Genomic DNA, 17,227 nt, shown 5'->3' with positions numbered 1-17,227 from the left:
AACGGCGCGCGAATTGTGGCAGACTGCGCGTGCCGACAATCAAAGGGAGTCAAAGATGAGCGCGAGTTCACAGCAGGCAACACAGGCACGTCAGGTCTATGACTTTTCCGTCCAGACGTTGGCGGGCGAGACGGTGAGTTTGTCGCAGTATCGCGGCAAGGTTTTGCTCATCGTGAATACGGCGAGCGAGTGTGGTTTCACGCCGCAGTATGAAGGCTTGCAGGCGTTGTACGCCGAGTTGGCACCACGGGGTTTCGAGGTGCTGGCATTCCCATGCAATCAGTTCGGCAAGCAGGAGCCGGGGGATGCGCAGGCGATTCGCAGCTTTTGCGACTTGCGCTTTCACGTCACGTTTCCGATGTTCGCCAAGGTGGACGTCAAGGGCCCTGACGCCGCGCCGCTTTATCAGTATCTGACGGACGAAAAGCGCGGCGTGCTGGGCACCAAGGCGATCAAGTGGAACTTCACCAAGTTTCTGGTCGATGCGAACGGCAAGGTCATCGAGCGTTACGCACCGACCGCCAAGCCTCAGGCGATCCGTGCGGATATCGAGCGCTTGTTGGCGGTGTGACGTCAGGCCCGGTTTCGGCGACGGATCTGCTCAAAAGCCGAACCGCGCCCGCAGGACACGCCACGGCATCGTGAGCCCGCGTTCGGGCGATGCGTCGCCGTCGTGGCAGGTCAATTCGGCACCCTGCCCGGTGCTCAGCACCAGCCAGCCGGTTTCCTGAACCACATAGGCGTGCCCGGCAGTCAACTGAACCGGCGCCGCCCACACCGTGGCGGCAAGCCAGCGCGGGGCAGGGGTGAGCGCCACACTGCCGCGCTTCACATGGAATACGGCGCCACGACGCACATACGTGTGGAACGCCTGCGCGCGGGCCAGCGTCAGTTGCTCCGGCAGCGCTACAAGGTCACCAGCGGTGTTGGGGGTGTTCGTGGCGGCAGCGCGCGAGTCCCGGCGGCCCTGTGTGAGGGCGAGATCGGACGAGAAGAGGGGTTGGAGGGTTTGGGGGCGCTTTGCCATGACAGACTCCGGTGCGTTGAACAGGTACGAATAGCGTATCGACCCGTGTCCCCCGCCGGTAGGCACACAGTTCACCGGTTTCGCCCATAACAGAAGGGCTTGCGGGCATCTGTTACGATGCCAATTCCGCAAATCTGTATCTGTTATGGTGGCCGCCGATGCCCGATGATCTCCCCATGGATGCCGCCATCGCCCCCCCGCCCTCAGCCGCCACGAGTCCGCCCGACGTTCGACCGGACGTGAATCCGTCGTCATCCCCGTCGTCACCGACCGCTGCGCCTCCTGCCCTGCCGCTGTATCGCCAACTCGCCGGACACTATCTGCTCGCCATCGAGGCCGGTACGCTCGTGCCCGGCGACCGCATGCCTAGCGTGCGCACGCTGATGGAGCGGCATCAGGTCAGCCTGTCGACCGCGTTGCAGACCTGTCGGCATCTGGAAGCACAGGGCGTGCTCGAAGCGCGTCCGCGCTCAGGATATTTCGTGCGCACGCCAGCACGCGCCACGCTCGCCCCGCTGGACGAGCCGCGCCCGTGGGTGCCCGATCTCGCGCAGTACGTCGGTATCAATCAGCGTGTGTCGTCGATTCTTGCGCGCGGCCTTCAGGCAAACGTGCACACCAACTTTGCGGTGGCGCACGGCGCACCTGCGCTGTATCCCGTGACCGAGCTGCGTCAGGCAACGTTGCGCGCATTACGAGACAATCCGTTGCTCTACGGCATACCGCCCCCGGGCGGCGGAGAAGCCCGTTTTCGCGCGGCCATCGCCCGCCGTGCGCTGGCCGCGCGCATGAACATCGCGCCGGAAGAAATCGTCGTCACGCATGGCTGCATCGAGGCCATCAATCTCGCGCTGCGTGCCGTGGCCAGCCCCGGCGACGTGGTGGCCGTCGAGTCGCCCACGTACTACGCGCTGCTGCAAACGCTCGAGAGCATGGGGATTCGCGCGCTCGAAATCCCGACCAGCCCGCAGACCGGCATCTCGCTCGAAGCGCTGGATCTCGCTTGCGAGACCTACGACAACATCAAGGCCGTCATCGTCGTTCCGCATTTCCAGAACCCGATCGGCTCGGTGATGCCCGACGCCCACAAGGCACGCCTCGTCAAATGGGGCGAAACGCGCAACATCGCCATCATCGAAGACGACACCTATTCAGCGCTCGGTGATGACGACACCACACCCGCCGCCATTCGCGGCTGGGACACCACCGGCAACGTGATTCACTGCGCGTCGCTGCACAAGACGCTCGCCCCCGGCATGCGCTTGGGCTGGATCGCGGGTGGCAAGTGGCAGTGGCGTATCGAGATGCTGAAGTACGCGCAGACGCGTCCGAACGAAGCGCTGGCGCAGATCGCGATGGGGGAGTTCATGGACTCGCCGAAGTACGACCGGCACCTGCGCCGCCTGCGTGCTCACTTACGTGAGCAGCGTGCCGCGATGGCCGAGGCGATCGCCACGTATTTCCCGGCCGGCACGCGTCTGACGCTACCGACCGGCGGACTGAGTCTGTGGGTAGAAATGCCGGGTGGCGTGAGTTCGGAGCAACTGTTCGACGCCGCGCTGGCCAAGGGCATTCGCATCGCGCCGGGCAGCCTGTTCTCCAATTCCACGCGCTACGACCACTTCCTGCGCATGAACACCGGACACCCGTTCACCCGCGAGATCGACCGCGCCGTGCGCACGCTCGCAACGGAAGTCACGCGTCTGGTCGACGCGAAGGGTTGACGTGAACGGTTGACGTGAACGACCGAGGCTAACGCCTAACGACGATCAGAACTCGGGATACATCCGCCCCGGGTTGAAGATGCCGGCCGGGTCGAATACCGACTTCAGGTTGCGGTGAATGCGCATCACCGGCGCGGGCAACGGCGTGAAGACACTGACGCCGGGTTCGCCATAGCGGAACAGCGTCGCGTGGCCGCCATCCTGACGCGCGGCCGAACGCACGATCTGCGCGTCGGCGTCCGTAATCCACCAGCGCTGCGCGCCGCCCCATTCGATCAACTGCTTGCCCGGCAGACGATGCGGTTCTGCCGTGGACGGTACGGCCAGACGCCACAGCGCCTGACCCGGTCCGGCGTCGGCAAAGAAGTTATCCGTCTGCTCGCGAATCGCATGCCAGAACTTGGCCGCATGAATCGCATCGACCAACTCGCCGCCCATCTTCACGCGCGCCGCCTTGATCGCCGCCGAGGCACCCGCCAGACGAATCACCAGCAAATCGTTGCGCCACGCACTGCCCGTGATCGGCAGCGGTTGCCCGCCCCATTCGTTGAGCTTGCGCACCGCGTCCACTGCGTTCATTTCGAATTGCAGCGTCAGTTCGGCAAACGGTTGCGGCAACACCTTGATCGAGACTTCGAGAATCAGCCCGAGCGTACCGAGCGAGCCCGCCAGCATGCGCGAGACGTCGAACCCGGCCACGTTCTTCATGACCTGTCCGCCGAAATTCAGCACATGGCCACGACCATCCATCAGCTTCGCGCCCAGCACGAAGTCGCGCACCGCACCAACAGCGGCGCGGCGCGGCCCCGATAACCCGGCGGCCACCGCGCCCCCGATCGTCGCACCGGGCCCGAAGTAGGGCGGCTCGAACGGCAGCAATTGATTGCGTTCGGCCAGCGCGGCTTCGATATCGGCCAGCGGCGTGCCGCAGCGCGCCACGATCACCAGCTCGGCCGGGTCATAGGCCACGATGCCGCTATACGTGCGCGTGTCCAGCACTTCGCCTACGCGTTGCTGGCCGTACCAAGCCTTGGTCCCGCCGCCGCGCAATTGCAGGGGCTGACGCCGGGCGGTGGCGTGTTCGATGACGGCGCGGAAGTGATCGAGAGTGTCGTTCGTGTCGGTCATCAGCTCGGTTCGGCCGGTGGCGGCGTGTCGGTTTGGTAGGGGCCAAGCTCGCTGCCGCAATGCTTGCAGAAGCGGGCGTCGGCGTCGTGCCCTTCGGTGAGGCAGTCCTGACAGGTGCGCGTCGTAACCGACTGCTTGCGCATGGCCAGATGAATTTCGGCACCCATGATCCCGGTCGGAATCGCAATCACGCTGTAGCCGAGCAGCATCACGAAACCCGTGATCGCCTTGCCCAGCCCGGTCACCGGCACCACGTCGCCGTAACCAGTCGTGGTGAGCGTAACGATGGCCCAGTAGATGCCCACAGGAATGCTCGTGAAGCCGTGCTCCGGTCCCTCGATGATGTGCATGAGCGTGCCGAAGATCACCACGATGATCGACACGAAGCCGAGAAACACGAAGATCTTGCGGCGCGCGTTATACAGCGCGAGGCTCAGCACGCCGGCTTCGTTCACATACGCCGTGAGCTTCAGAATCCGGAACGCACGCATCAGGCGCAGCAGCCGCACGTCGATCAGGCCGTGCAACTCGGGCACGAGAATGGCGAGATACGTCGGCAGAATCGAGAGCAGATCGATGATGCCGTAGAACGACAGCGCATAGCGCAACGGCCGGTGCGCGCACAACAGGCGCGCGATGTACTCGGCCGTGAACAGCAGCGTGAAGAACCATTCGAGAATGGCCATCGGCAGCGGCAGCGTGTCCTGCACCACCGGCACGCTGGAGACGACGACCACGAGCACCGACGTGACGATCGCGATGAGCAACGCGATGTCGAACAGACGCCCTTCGCGGGTGTCGGCCTCGAAGATGATGATGTAAAGCCGCTGCCGCCAGTCGTGCGGCAGCCATTCCGACAGTGCTCGCACGTCAGAACCTCGGCAGGTCGGGGTGAGGCAGCAGGCCGCCGCGCACGTGCAGCTTGCCGTATTCGGCACAGCGCGCGCGGGTGGGAATGCCCTTGTCCGGGTTGAGCAGGCCGACCGGATCGAAGGCGCGCTTCACACCGAAGAACGCGTCACGCTCCTCGGCCGAGAACTGCACGCACATCGAGTTGATCTTCTCGATGCCCACGCCATGCTCGCCCGTGATCGTGCCGCCAAGTTCGACGCACGCTTCGAGAATGTCGCAACCGAACGCTTCGGCGCGATGCCATTCGTCGAGGTCGTTGCCGTTGAAAAGAATCAACGGATGCATATTGCCGTCTCCCGCGTGAAAGACGTTAATACAGCGCAATCCGTATTGTTGTTCCATCCGCTCGATGCGTTTGAGCAAAGTCCCAATCGTGCGGCGAGGGATGGTGCCGTCCATGCAGTAATAGTCGGGCGAGATGCGCCCGGCGGCGGGGAACGCGTTCTTGCGGCCCGACCAGAACCGCAGGCGTTCCTCTTCACTGCGCGAAATCTGAAGCCGGGTGGCGCCGGATGTGCGCAGCACATGCGAGATACGCATGATCTCTTCGGCGACTTCTTCCGGCGTGCCGTCCGACTCGCACAGCAGAATGGCCGCAGCATCGAGGTCGTAGCCCGCGTGCACGAACTCTTCGACCGCCTGCGTGGCGGCCTTGTCCATCATCTCAAGCCCCGCCGGGATGATGCCGGCGGCGATGATCGCGGCCACGGCGTTGCCGCCGGTTTCCACGTCGTCGAAGCTCGCCATGATGACCTGCGCCGTTTGCGCTTTCGGGATGAGCTTGACCGTGATTTCGGTCACTACGCCAAACATGCCTTCGCTGCCGATGAACACCGAGAGCAGATCGAGGCCCGGCGCGTCGGGGCCGAGCGAGCCGAATTCGATGGCTTCGCCCGACATCGTGATGGCGCGCACGCGCAGCACGTTGTGTACCGTCAGGCCGTACTTCAGGCAGTGCACACCACCGGAGTTTTCCGCCACGTTGCCGCCGATGGTGCAGGCGATTTGCGATGACGGATCGGGGGCGTAATAGAGGCCGTAAGTGGCTGCCGCGTCCGAGATGGCGAGGTTGCGCACGCCGGGCTGCACGGTGGCCGTGCGCGCGTACGGATCGATCTCGACAATCTTCTTGAACTTGGCCAGCGACAGCACGAGCCCATCGGAAATGGGCATCGCGCCGCCGGACAGGCTGGTGCCTGCACCGCGCGGCACTACGGGAATGCCGAGTTGATGGCAGGCCTGCAAGATGCGCTGCACCTGCGATTCGGATTCGGGTAACGCGACGGCCAACGGCACGCGCCGATACGCGGCGAGGCCATCGCACTCGTACGGTGTCGTGTCCTCGCGTCGATGCAGGATGCAGTGCGCCGGCAGAATCTGCGTGAGCGCATCGAGCAACTGGCGCTGACGTTCTTCAAGCGGCGTCTGCCGATCGGGCACGTCGGCGTCGCGTGGGCTTTGCGAAATCGCGGGAGCGTTCATGCGGTGCTCAGCCCGCCGAGCGCAACCGGAAAATCTTGCCCGGATTGAGCAGGTTCTGCGGATCGAGCGATAGCTTGATGCCGCGCATCACGTCGATCGCGTCTTCGCCGTGTTCCGTCACGAGAAAGCCCATCTTGTGCAGGCCCACGCCGTGTTCGCCCGTGCACGTGCCGCCCATGCGGATGGCGCGCTCGACGATACGCTGGTTCAGGTGCTCGGCTTCTTCGATCTCTTCGGGCTTGTCCGGGTCGATCAGAATCGCCACGTGGAAGTTGCCGTCGCCGACGTGGCCCACGATCGGGCAGGGCAGGCTCGACGCGCGCAGATCGACTTCCGTCTCGCCCACGCATTCGGCCAGACGCGAGATCGGCACGCATACGTCCGTCGTTACCGCGCGGCAGCCCGGCTTGAGTTGCAGCATCGCGAAGTACGCACTGTGACGCGCGCCCCACAGGCGGTTGCGATCTTCCGTGCGGGTGGCCCACTCGAAGCCCGTGCCGCCATTGTCGTCGGCCAGTGCCTGCACCGTCTCGGCTTGTTCTTTCACACCGGCTTCGCTGCCGTGGAATTCGAAGAAGAGCGTCTGCGTCTCGGGCAGTTCCATCTTCGAGTGCTTGTTGATCGCGCGCACGGCGAGGGCGTCAACAAACTCGACGCGCGCCACGGGCACGCCCAGCTGAATCGTCTGGATCGTGCAGTTGACGGCGTCCGTCATGCTCGGGAACGAGCAGATGGCGGCCGACACGGCTTCGGGTTGCGGATACAGGCGCACGGTCGCTTCGGTAATGATGCCCAGCGTGCCTTCGCTGCCGACGAACAGGCGCGTGAGGTCGTAGCCAGCTGAAGACTTGCGGGCACGCGTGCCGGTGTGGATCACGCGGCCGTCGGCCAGCACCACGGTGAGGGCGAGCACGTTCTCGCGCATCGTGCCGTAGCGCACGGCGTTGGTGCCCGAGGCGCGGGTGGCGCACATGCCGCCGATGCTGGCGTCGGCACCCGGATCGATCGGGAAGAACAGACCCGTGTCGCGCAGCGCTTCATTCAGCGCCTTGCGCGAGATGCCCGGCTCGACCGTGACCGTCAGGTCTTCGGCGTTGATCGAGACGACCTTGTTCATCTCGGAGAGATCGAGCGAGAGACCGCCTTCGACGGCCAGCAGGTGACCCTCGAGCGACGAACCGGCGCCGTAGGGGATCAGGGGAACGTTGTACTTGGCGCAGAGCTTGACGATCTGCGAGACCTCGTCGGTGCTGTGCGCGAACGCGACGGCGTCGGGCAGCATCGGGTCGAAGGGAGACTCGTCACGGCCGTGGTGCTCGCGCAGCGCCTCCTTGGTGCTCACACGCTCGCCCAGCAGGGCTTGCAACTCGGTGAGCAAGGCGTCGGGGAATGGACGCTTGGCGGCAAACGGCAGGTGGGGGTGATTCACGGCTTTCTCCTTCAGGTCTCCGGGCGGCCAACGCGGGATGGCGTTGGCGTGCCCCTATTAGGCGGGGTCTCGGGGGCGCTGGTCGGAGACCGCGCGTGCCCTGACACCTCATGAGCGTGGATTTTACGCCGGGACGGCGTTTTTCCCCACCCTTTGCGTCATATCATACGAACTTGTCGTCGACATGCGTCGTCACGACTGCCTGAAAAACAGGCAACGCATGGCAGATGACGTTTTTCTATCACAAGAAGGTGAGTCGTACCGCCACCGGGGCATGACAACCGGCGGGCATGGCATGCCGCAAGGAGCAGGGTTCGCAAGATGGGGAATCGTTTGAGCAAGATCGTCACGCGCGCGGGCGATGGCGGCAGAACCGGTCTGGGCGACGGCGCCCACGTCGACAAACACAGCCTGCGCATTGTCGCCATCGGCGAAGTCGACGAAACCAATTCGCATATCGGCGTGTTGCTGTGTGAAGACCTGCCGGCAGACGTGCGCGACGTACTGGTCGCGATCCAGCACGACCTGTTTGATCTCGGTGGCGAACTGAGCACGCCGCGTCATACGTTGCTGGGTGCCCCGCACGTCGTCAGGCTCGACGGCTGGCTGGCGCATTACAACGCGGCACTGCCGCCGTTGAAGGAATTCATCCTGCCCGGCGGCACGCGCGCGGCGGCGCTTGCACATGTGGTGCGCACGGTGGCTCGCCGTGCCGAGCGCGCGATGGTCGCCCTCGGTGCCGAAGAGACCGTGGGACCGGCGCCGCGTCAGTACATCAACCGCCTGTCGGATCTGATGTTCGTGCTGGCCCGTGTGCTCAACCGCGCCGGTGGCGGTGACGACGTGCTGTGGCAGCGCGAGCGGGATACTGGCAACGCTGCCTGAATCCGCGTGAGCCGGCGCCAGTGAGCCGGCGCATGGGAAGTGCATTCAGTAAAAGAAAACCCGGCCGTGCGGTGTCGCATCGACCGGGTTTTCTTCGCATTCCTCCCGCACTGTCAGCCGGCGTACCGGTGATTGCGCGGGGGACCGCCGGATCAGTTACCTGAACCGCGCGCCAGACGGCGGGCACGCACGGCTTCGGCCAGCGTGTCGAGCACGCCCAGGCTGTCTTCCCAGTTGATGCACGCGTCGGTAATGCTCTGGCCATAGGTCAGCGGCTTGCCCGGCACGTGGTCCTGACGGCCTGCCACGAGGTGCGATTCGACCATCACACCGATGATGCGGTCGTCGCCACCGGCGATCTGGCGGGCGATGTCTTCGCACACCGGAATCTGGTTCTCGTGCTTCTTCTGGCTGTTGGCGTGCGAGGCGTCGATCATCACGCGCGCGGCCAGACCCGACTTGGCGATGTCGTCGCAAGCGGCTTGCACGCTGGCAGCGTCATAGTTCGGTGCCTTGCCGCCGCGCAGGATCAGGTGGCAATCCTCGTTGCCTGCGGTCGACACGATGGCCGAGTGGCCACCCTTCGTCACCGACAGGAAATGGTGCGGCTGCGAGGCGGCTTTGATTGCGTCGACGGCGATCTTCACGTTGCCGTCGGTGCCGTTCTTGAAGCCGACCGGGCACGACAGGCCCGACGCCAGTTCGCGGTGCACCTGCGACTCGGTCGTGCGCGCGCCAATGGCACCCCACGACACCAGATCCGCGATGTACTGCGGGCTGATCATGTCGAGGTATTCGGTACCGGCCGGCAGGCCCAGCTCGTTGATCTCAGCGAGCAGTTCGCGCGCGAGACGCAGGCCGTCGTTGATCTTGAAGCTGTTGTCCATGTGCGGGTCGTTGATCAGACCCTTCCAGCCCACCGTCGTACGCGGCTTTTCGAAGTACACGCGCATCACGATTTCGAGCTCACCCTTCAGGCGCTCGCGTTGTTCGACCAGACGCGCGGCATATTCCAGCGCGGCTTTCGGGTCGTGGATCGAGCACGGGCCGATGATCACGACGAGACGGTCTTCCATGCCGTGCAACACGCGGTGGATAGCGCCGCGCGAGCGATGGATGAGGTCCGCGCTCTTCTCCGAGCAGGGGGATTCGCGAATCAGGTGCGCCGGGGGCGTCAGTTCCTTGAGCTCGCGAATACGGACATCATCGGTGTTGTGGGGAGGCATGGTTTTTCTCCTGGGCAGTTCGGACTGCGGTTCGGTTCTCGGGAATTCGGGTCAAAAAAAAACCGCCAGACTCGCTGGCGGTTTTTCAGGATTCGTTTCGGTGCTTACTGCTGCAACTGTCCCTCTCCATCCGCCAGCGGTGTGAGATACGCAAAAAAGTAAAAGTAAAACTTATTGGCGGTCATGAGGGATATCTGACGTTGCATCGCAGGCGTTTGCCGTGCACAGAATCAACTTTATACGCCGAATCGGATGACGCTGCAACCGTGACTCTGCGCTAAACGTCCGCAAAACGCGCGGAAATATTGCATTTCATCGTGTCGAAATGCGTAGCTAAAGCACGATATTTTGAAATCTCGCAAAAACGCCCGGTTTGACCCGGGCGCTTTGCTAAGCTTCACGCATTTTTTGCAGTGCGCCATCTTTTCCGTGACATTGGGCCAACAGAAGCGATGACGCGCTACCGCAGCGGCCTTAAGCCGTGCCGCCGACCGTCATGTTTTCCATGCGCAGCGTCGGCTGGCCGACGCCCACCGGCACGCTCTGACCTTCCTTGCCGCACACACCGACACCCGAATCCAGCGCCATGTCGTTGCCGATCATGGTCACGTCCTTGAGCGATTCCGGACCGTTGCCGATCAGCGTGGCGCCCTTGACCGGATACGTGATCTTGCCGTCTTCGATCATGTACGCCTCGGACATCGAGAACACGAACTTGCCGTTGGTGATGTCGACCTGACCACCGCCGAAGTTCACCGCATACAGACCGTGCTTGACCGAGGCGATGATTTCCGCCGGGTCTTTGTCACCGCCGAGCATGTACGTGTTCGTCATGCGCGGCATCGGCAGGGCGGCGTACGATTCGCGGCGGCCGTTGCCGGTCACCGGCATCTTCATCAGACGGGCGTTCAGGCTGTCTTGCATATAGCCCTTGAGAATGCCGTCTTCGATGAGCGTGGTGCACTGCGTCGGGTTGCCTTCGTCGTCGATGTTGAGCGAGCCGCGGCGGTTCGACAGCGTGCCGTCGTCCACCACCGTCACGCCCTTGGCCGCGACGCGCTCGCCCAAGCGTCCCGAGAACGCCGACGAGCCCTTACGGTTGAAGTCGCCTTCCAGCCCGTGACCGATGGCTTCGTGCAGCAGCACGCCGGGCCAGCCAGGTCCAAGCACCACGGTCATCGCGCCGGCCGGGGCCGGGCGGGCGTCGAGCTTGACGATGGCGCCATCGACGGCTTCCTTGACGTACTTGGCGAGCAAATCGTCGGTGAAGTAGCCGTAGTCGAGACGGGCACCACCACCGCTGTTGCCGATTTCACGCTTGCCGTTCGATTCGACGATGACCGTCACCGACACGCGCACCAGCGGGCGCACATCGGCGGCGATCACGCCGTCGCTGCGGGCCACCAGCACCACATCGTATTCACCGGCCAGACCGGCCATCACCTGCGAGACGCGCGGGTCGCTGGCGCGCGCCAGCTTTTCGATGCGCTCCAGCAGGGCAATCTTGCCGTTTGCGTCGAGCGACGCGAGCGGGTCGGACGGCAGATACAGCGCGCGGCCCGTGACGTTCGAGAGCTTGCTGCCCACCTTCACGCGGCCACGGCCTGCCGTGGCGATGCTGCGCGTGGCGGCAGCGGCTTCCTTCAGTGCGATGTCGGAGATGTCGTCCGAGTAGGCGAAGGCCGTGCGGTCGCCCACGATGGCGCGCACACCGACGCCCTGATCGATCGAGAACGAGCCGGATTTGACGATGCCTTCCTCAAGGCTCCAAGCCTCGCTGCGGGTGTACTGGAAGTACAGATCGGCGTAGTCCACGCGGTGCGTGAAGATGTCGCCGAGCGCGCGTTGCAGGTGGGTTTCGTCGAGGCCGTACGGGGTGAGCAGCAGCTCACGGGCGGTGGCCAGGTTCTGAATGCCGGGTTCGATGATTTTCATGCGGTGTCAGGCCAAGGAAATATGTTCGGAATATGGGGACGGAAGACGCAATGTCAACCTTGCGCGCGGGCAGGCGTGGCCGGTGCGGCGTGTGTGGCTCGGGCATCGTCGGTGGCGCCCAGCACCCGGTGCCGCAAGGCCGGCAGGCTTTGACGAACGGCCGCAAGTCTCGCCGGATCGATGTCGCCGACGACCACGCCGGCGCCGTCGTCTTCACGCTGGGCGACGATATCGCCCCACGGATCGATCAGCATCGAATGCCCCCAGGTGCGCCGCCCGTTCTCATGGACGCCGCCCTGCGCGGACGCCAGCACGTAGCATTGGTTTTCGATGGCACGCGCGCGGAGCAGCAATTCCCAGTGCGCGCGCCCTGTGGTGTAGGTGAAAGCGGCGGGTACGACCATGAGCGTACAGTCGCCCATGGCCCGGTACAACTCGGGAAAACGCAGGTCGTAGCAGACCGACAGGCCGACGCGGCCAAACGGCGCTTCAAACGTGCGTACGGTTTCCCCGGGGCGAATCGTACGGGCTTCGTCGTAGGCTTCTTCGCCTTTGACGAAATTGAACAGGTGAATCTTGTCGTAACGCGCGGCGGGCGAGCCATCCGGGCCGTAGACGAGCGTCGTGTTGAGGACGCGTTCGGGTTCCGGGGCGGCCAGCGGCATCGTGCCGCCGATCAGCCAGACGCCGTTGCGACGTGCCGTTTCTGCCAGAAAGTCCTGAATCGGGCCGTGGCCGTGTAGTTCACGCAGGGAGAGCTTGTCGGTGTCGCGCTGGCCCATGTAGCAAAAGTACTCGGGCAGCAGCACCAGTTGCGCGCCGGCGTCGGCCGCCTCGGCGACCCACCGTCCGGCGTCTGCGAGATTGCGTGCGACGTCGGGGGCGCTGACCATCTGTACTGCGGCCACGCGTGCCAGCGCGTTGGGAGCGTTTGGCGTGGCGCGGGTGGCTGAACTATCGGGGCTCGTCATGAAGTCGCTGAAAAGACGCTCGCAAAGCCGGCTCAGTTGCCGTGCAGCCCGTTGGGCGTGGCGGTGTTCTGGGCTTCGGGCCGGGATTCCGGGGATGCATCGATCTTACTCTGATTGCCGCTCGCCTGTCCGATGATGGGGTTGTCCCACGAACCGGTCACGTGATACGTCGTCGAGAGCGTACGCGAGAGCTGTTCGCCAAGCGCCAACTGCGCGAAGAAGGAGCCGATGCCCAGCGCCGGGTTGATGATCGCCCACGCCAGCGAGGCCGACGCGGCATTGATCTTCGGCAGCACGAGCACGTTCAGGTCCTGCGTCTCGCGCGCCAGATCCGTATGCCCGTCGATGCGAATCGTGGCTGCGTTCGCATGAATCGTCAGATCGTCGGTACTCGCCACGCCGCCTTGCATCGTCGCGTTGCCGTCGATGTTGTCGAACGGCAGGCCGCTGCCGACCACACTATTGAAGTCGAACGTGAGGATCTTGGCGAGTGTCTGCACCGAGAGGATGCCCAGCAACTTCGCGAGGCCCGGGTCTGCCTTCAGGATCTGACCGCGCTTGAGTTCGACCTTCACCTTCCCGCCGAGCGTCGGGTAATCGATGGCATCGGGGCCGCCGCGCCAGCCGAAGCGGCCCGACACCGTGCCCGAGCCATCCTTGAGCGTCTTAGGCAGGCCGAGCCGGTCGAGCAGCCCGCCGGCATTCTTCACGTCGAGATTGAAGTCGAGGACCGTGCGGCGCGGGATATCGTCGTCCGAGCCAGCGGCTGTGGCCGCGGCAGCCCGCCGGCGCGACGTGCGCCAGTTGCCCGTCACGTCCAGCGTGGCAGCGCTGTTGCTCAACTCCAGCTTGGTGAGTTGCCAGACCGGTACGCCGTCTTCCAGATCGTTGTGCGCATTGAGTTGCAGGCGTCCCAGCGGCTTGTCGCGCAGCACGAAGTCGTTGGCCACCACATCGATCGCGGGGAATTCGTCGCTGGGCTCGTCGAGCACTTGCGTGAGCACGTCGTCGCCGTGCTCCTCCTTGGGAATCACCAGTTTGGCGAGCCGCGCGCGGATCGCGCCCGACGGATTCTTCGCGTCCGGCGCGCGCCATTCGGCGAAACCCGAGACCAGATCGGAGGCCAGACTCACCTGCCAGTCGCGGTCATTGCGTTGCGCGCCCAGCACCAGCTCCGGCCACAGACGCGACATCAGCCGCACCTGTTTCGCGTGTAACGCCAGTCGCGTCGGCAAGTAAGGCGTGAGTGCGCCGAACTCCTCGCGTGCGGCGGCGGCCGTCTCGGCGGGCGAGGGCGGCGTGCCTTGCGTGCCCGGCGTGGCCGCATCGGTGGAGAGCGACGCGATCACGCTGCGCCACGCGTCCACGTCAAGCGTGTCGAACTGCGCCGTGGCTTGCACGCCTTCGCGCGGTGCGGGCACCGGCTGATTGATCCCGATACCGCCGCGCAGCACTTCCACGCGGTTGCCATTACGCTGCTGCACGTAATTGCCCTGCACGCTGCCGATGGCGAAATCGAGCGTATCGATGCGCCGTCCGCCCGTGTTCGGCTGGGGCCGTAGCGAGAAACGCGCGGGCAGCGACACGTCGGCGCTCTTGCCCAGTGGCGCAGGGAGATTCACCGCGAGGCCAGCGAGCGTCGATTGCACGGCGACATCCGTCATGCCCTGACGCACGGTGACGACTGCCGTGTAGGGCGTGGCACCCGTCATGCGCTTGGCGAGTTGGGCGAGCGTGGCATTTTCGCGGTTTTCGCGCAGACCTTGCGCGCTCATCGTGCCGGCGACATTCAGTGCGATGGTGCCGTCGTCGCGGCTGCCACCCGACGCGCGCACATCGCCGCCGAGGAACGTGCCGCGCAGGTTGTCCATCGAAATGCCGTGTTCCGTGAAGGCGAGTTCGCCGTCTACGGCACCGAACGTCGGGAGTCCGTTGATCAAGGCGATGTCGTTGCGCAGGAAGCGTGCGCGACCGGTTACCTTCGAGCGGTCCGTGTGTTCGAGCGGCATCGAGAGTTGCAGGGCGAGCTGTGCCGTGCCGTTCGCGCGTGTTTCGTCGGTGAAATCGCCGATCCAGTGCCCGACCGGGCTCGAATTGATGTATTTCACGAAGTCCGCTGCCGGGCCGCGCGCGTCGCCCTTGAGGACGAGCGTCGAATCCTCTTGCCCGATCTTGTCGATATCGCCGATGACCTGCGTGAGCGTGACCCCGTAGATCGAGCCGGTGTCGATGGCGATATGCAGCTTGTCGGCGTCAAAACGCAGATTGCCGCGCACCTTCTCGAACGCCGGCCAGACTTCCGTATGCCCCGGGCGCAGCGGCGACGGATTGAACGTCACGTCGACCAGCGGAATGTCGATGCGGAACTTGCCGTGGCCCTTATCGAACGGGAAGAATTCCAGATCGCCTTGCACGGCGAACGGCGCGTTTTGCACGGTGCCGGCAATGAGCGCGCGTTGCAGGTAGTCGCGCACAGCGGCGCCGATATCGGTGGGCAGATAGCGCGGCACTGCATTGGCATTGGCGCGCGTGATCGTGCCCTTCAGATCGACGATGCCGTTGTCCCGGCCGCCGTTCTGCCATGTGCCGCTCACGTCGCCAGCGAGTTCCGCGTTTTGCAGATGCAGCGCGTCCACTCGCACGTGTATCTCGGCCGGGGCATCGCGCTTCGTGGCCGGATGCGAGACGCGCCAACTGGTGCGCGCCGTGAGCGTGTCGAGGGCGATTCGGGGCTGATCGAAACGGCCCGGAAAGTCGAGCACCGAACCCTTCGAATTCAGTGTGAGGCTGCCGCGCGACTGATCCGCGTCAATGTGTCCGCTCAGGTGCGAGAACCCGGGGCGTCCGGCGTTCGGGCCGCCTGCGCGGGCCGGCGGGTTCGGATTGGGCAGGCTATCGATGCCCGCGTCTTCGAAGTCGGCCACCACCCGATAGCGATCGCGCTCCGGCGGCAGTTGCCGGATACCCGGCAGATCGCGCCAGTTCGTGCTGCCATGGGGCTTGGGCGCCTGATAGCTCAGATCGAAGTTCGCAAGGCGGCCGCGCGGCTGGAAACTCGTGAGCTGGTCGCGGGTGGCTTTGTCGATCGGGAGTGCGGGCACCAGTGCCATGGCGGCACCGATATCGAAGCGTTGACCGGCCAGCGTGACATGCAGGCCGTGGTCGGCCGTGGTCGGCGCGTAGCTGCCGCGCATGTCGGGGACATCGAGTGCCGGGCGGCCGGCTGCCTGCAACGTGAGGTCACGCACACGCCAGTTCCAGCCGCTGTCTGCCTGCGGCCCGATGCGGGTGATGTCGATCCGGCCCTGCGTCGCATCGAACGACAGCGGCGGCAGGTCGTCGGCGAGTTGCGCCGAGGTGTTTTCTCCGGCGGCGCGCAGCGTGGCGCCGGTGATGGCGCCGTTATCGAAGTTCACCCACGCGCGTGCCGCGAGCCGGCCGCGCGTGTCGCGGGCGTCGTGTTCGCCGGGCAGGTCGACGTGTTGGGCGAGGGCGGCGAGATCGATGGTGCCGATGTCGGCGTAGATTTCACCGCGCCAGCGCTTGAGTTCGCCGGGACGGGCGAAGAGCGGCGTCGTGAAGCGTGCGCGAATGTCGAGCGGGGCGACCATGCCTGCGGGCGGCGTGGCCTGCATGCCGAAGCGATGTTCCAAGCCGCGATTGCGCAGCATCGCATTCACGTTGGTGATGACGGTTTCCGGCACATCGCGGGTGGCGTCGCGCCAGCGCACCGTGCCGCCGCGAATGATCACGCGCGCCTGGCGCATGAGCCAATCCGTCGCCTGCGTGTCCGAGTCGCTGCCGTTGCCGGAAACCGGCATGCCGGCGACGAGAATTGCGCCATCGGCGAGACGCTCGACGCTGAGATCCGGCTGATAGAGCGTCAGGCTGGAGAGGCGCAGGTCGAGGTGGATCAGGCTCGTCCACGAGAGCACCGCGTCGAGGCGATGGAGCGTGAGACCGGGCTCCACGGGCGGCGGCGCGCCGGGCGGTGCGTAGGTTTGCGCCGTGGCCTGTGAGGCCGGCGCCGGTGTGGCTTTCGCGTTGTTGCGGGGCTTGCTGGGGGCGGCTGCGGGCGCGCGCGCGTGCAGGATGCGCACGTCTTCAAGCGTCAGATAGGGGTGCCAACCGCGCCAGACGGCGTCGATACGGCCGATCGACACAGGTAAACCGAGCGCGCGCGACGCGGCCGCCTCGATTTGAGGGCGGTAATCCGAGACACGGGGGAGGATCACGTACCGGGTCGCCAGCACGACGGCGCCAAGTCCGAAATACACGACCACGATGAGCGCCAGCAGCCATTCCAGGCCCAGGCGCATGCCACGCGGCAGTGACGAGAACCAGGACCGGGTCGCAGTGGGCGAGGCAGGCGGCTTACGGTCGGTCATGCTGCTCGTCTACGAGGGAATGTGGTAGTTTCTGTGGCAAAGACTGTAACACAAGCCCATGGCCGTTCGACCGGCGGACCGTCGTACAAAGAGACAGGTATTTCGCCGTTTGATTTCACG

At 64.9% G+C, this 17,227-nt stretch carries 12 protein-coding genes; 3 read left to right on the top strand and 9 right to left on the bottom strand.

Annotated features, from left to right (window positions below; genetic code table 11):
• The first annotated feature begins 55 nt into the window (after window positions 1–55).
• The gene (locus AT302_RS22230) at window positions 56–571 is read left to right on the top strand and encodes a glutathione peroxidase (RefSeq protein ID WP_058375882.1); all 516 of its coding nucleotides are present in this window, start codon (window positions 56–58) and stop codon (window positions 569–571) included.
• 30 nt (window positions 572–601) lie between these two features.
• Here the strand turns inward: AT302_RS22230 and AT302_RS22225 are convergent, their stop codons facing one another.
• Complete coding sequence (locus tag AT302_RS22225) at window positions 602–1,027, bottom strand: hypothetical protein (protein ID WP_058375881.1); 426 nt, start codon at window positions 1,025–1,027, stop codon at window positions 602–604.
• Window positions 1,028–1,185: 158 nt separating this feature from the next.
• Between AT302_RS22225 and AT302_RS22220 the strand changes: the two genes are divergently transcribed.
• Entirely contained in the window at window positions 1,186–2,751 is a 1,566-nt protein-coding gene (locus AT302_RS22220; RefSeq protein ID WP_237171991.1) for an aminotransferase-like domain-containing protein, read from the top strand.
• Between the two features lie 45 nt (window positions 2,752–2,796).
• Here AT302_RS22220 and glcE read toward each other — a convergent pair whose 3' ends face one another.
• From glcE to AT302_RS22200, 4 genes are read right to left on the bottom strand one after another with little or no spacing between them, the layout of a single operon-like run.
• Window positions 2,797–3,879: a glycolate oxidase subunit GlcE gene (gene glcE, locus AT302_RS22215; protein ID WP_058375880.1), complete on the bottom strand. Its 1,083-nt coding sequence runs from the start codon at window positions 3,877–3,879 to the stop codon at window positions 2,797–2,799.
• Window positions 3,879–4,748: an ion transporter gene (locus AT302_RS22210; RefSeq protein WP_058375879.1), complete on the bottom strand. Its 870-nt coding sequence runs from the start codon at window positions 4,746–4,748 to the stop codon at window positions 3,879–3,881. Before AT302_RS22210 ends, glcE begins: the two co-directional genes overlap by 1 nt.
• Before the next feature lies 1 nt (window position 4,749).
• Window positions 4,750–6,273: an FAD-linked oxidase C-terminal domain-containing protein gene (locus AT302_RS22205; RefSeq protein ID WP_084656391.1), complete on the bottom strand. Its 1,524-nt coding sequence runs from the start codon at window positions 6,271–6,273 to the stop codon at window positions 4,750–4,752.
• Between the two features lie 7 nt (window positions 6,274–6,280).
• Window positions 6,281–7,702, bottom strand: coding sequence for an FAD-binding oxidoreductase (locus AT302_RS22200; RefSeq protein ID WP_058375878.1), 1,422 nt, complete (start codon window positions 7,700–7,702; stop codon window positions 6,281–6,283).
• 321 nt (window positions 7,703–8,023) lie between these two features.
• Here AT302_RS22200 and AT302_RS22195 point away from each other — a divergent pair, with 321 nt between their 5' ends.
• Window positions 8,024–8,587 carry a cob(I)yrinic acid a,c-diamide adenosyltransferase gene (locus AT302_RS22195; RefSeq protein WP_058375877.1) on the top strand — a complete coding sequence of 188 codons (564 nt, stop codon included), beginning with the start codon at window positions 8,024–8,026 and terminating at the stop codon, window positions 8,585–8,587.
• A 152-nt stretch (window positions 8,588–8,739) separates the two neighbouring features.
• Here the strand turns inward: AT302_RS22195 and aroG are convergent, their stop codons facing one another.
• The 4 genes from aroG to AT302_RS22175 all read right to left on the bottom strand — a co-directional run bounded on the left by aroG (window position 8,740) and on the right by AT302_RS22175 (window position 17,107).
• The gene (aroG, locus tag AT302_RS22190) at window positions 8,740–9,813 is read right to left on the bottom strand and encodes a 3-deoxy-7-phosphoheptulonate synthase AroG (RefSeq protein WP_058375876.1); all 1,074 of its coding nucleotides are present in this window, start codon (window positions 9,811–9,813) and stop codon (window positions 8,740–8,742) included.
• Window positions 9,814–10,287: 474 nt separating this feature from the next.
• The gene (gene tldD, locus AT302_RS22185) at window positions 10,288–11,748 is read right to left on the bottom strand and encodes a metalloprotease TldD (protein WP_058375875.1); all 1,461 of its coding nucleotides are present in this window, start codon (window positions 11,746–11,748) and stop codon (window positions 10,288–10,290) included.
• 53 nt (window positions 11,749–11,801) lie between these two features.
• On the bottom strand, window positions 11,802–12,719 hold the full coding sequence (locus tag AT302_RS22180; protein ID WP_064674993.1) for a carbon-nitrogen hydrolase family protein: 918 nt from the start codon (window positions 12,717–12,719) through the stop codon (window positions 11,802–11,804).
• A 32-nt stretch (window positions 12,720–12,751) separates the two neighbouring features.
• On the bottom strand, window positions 12,752–17,107 hold the full coding sequence (locus AT302_RS22175) for a YhdP family phospholipid transporter (RefSeq protein ID WP_058375873.1): 4,356 nt from the start codon (window positions 17,105–17,107) through the stop codon (window positions 12,752–12,754).
• Between the last annotated feature and the right edge of the window lie 120 nt (window positions 17,108–17,227).

Source organism: Pandoraea norimbergensis (assembly GCF_001465545.3).
Classification (GTDB): Bacteria; Pseudomonadota; Gammaproteobacteria; order Burkholderiales; family Burkholderiaceae; genus Pandoraea; species Pandoraea norimbergensis.
The sequence above is the reverse complement of the archived record's forward strand: the minus strand, read 5'-3'. Positions and strand labels throughout refer to the sequence as shown.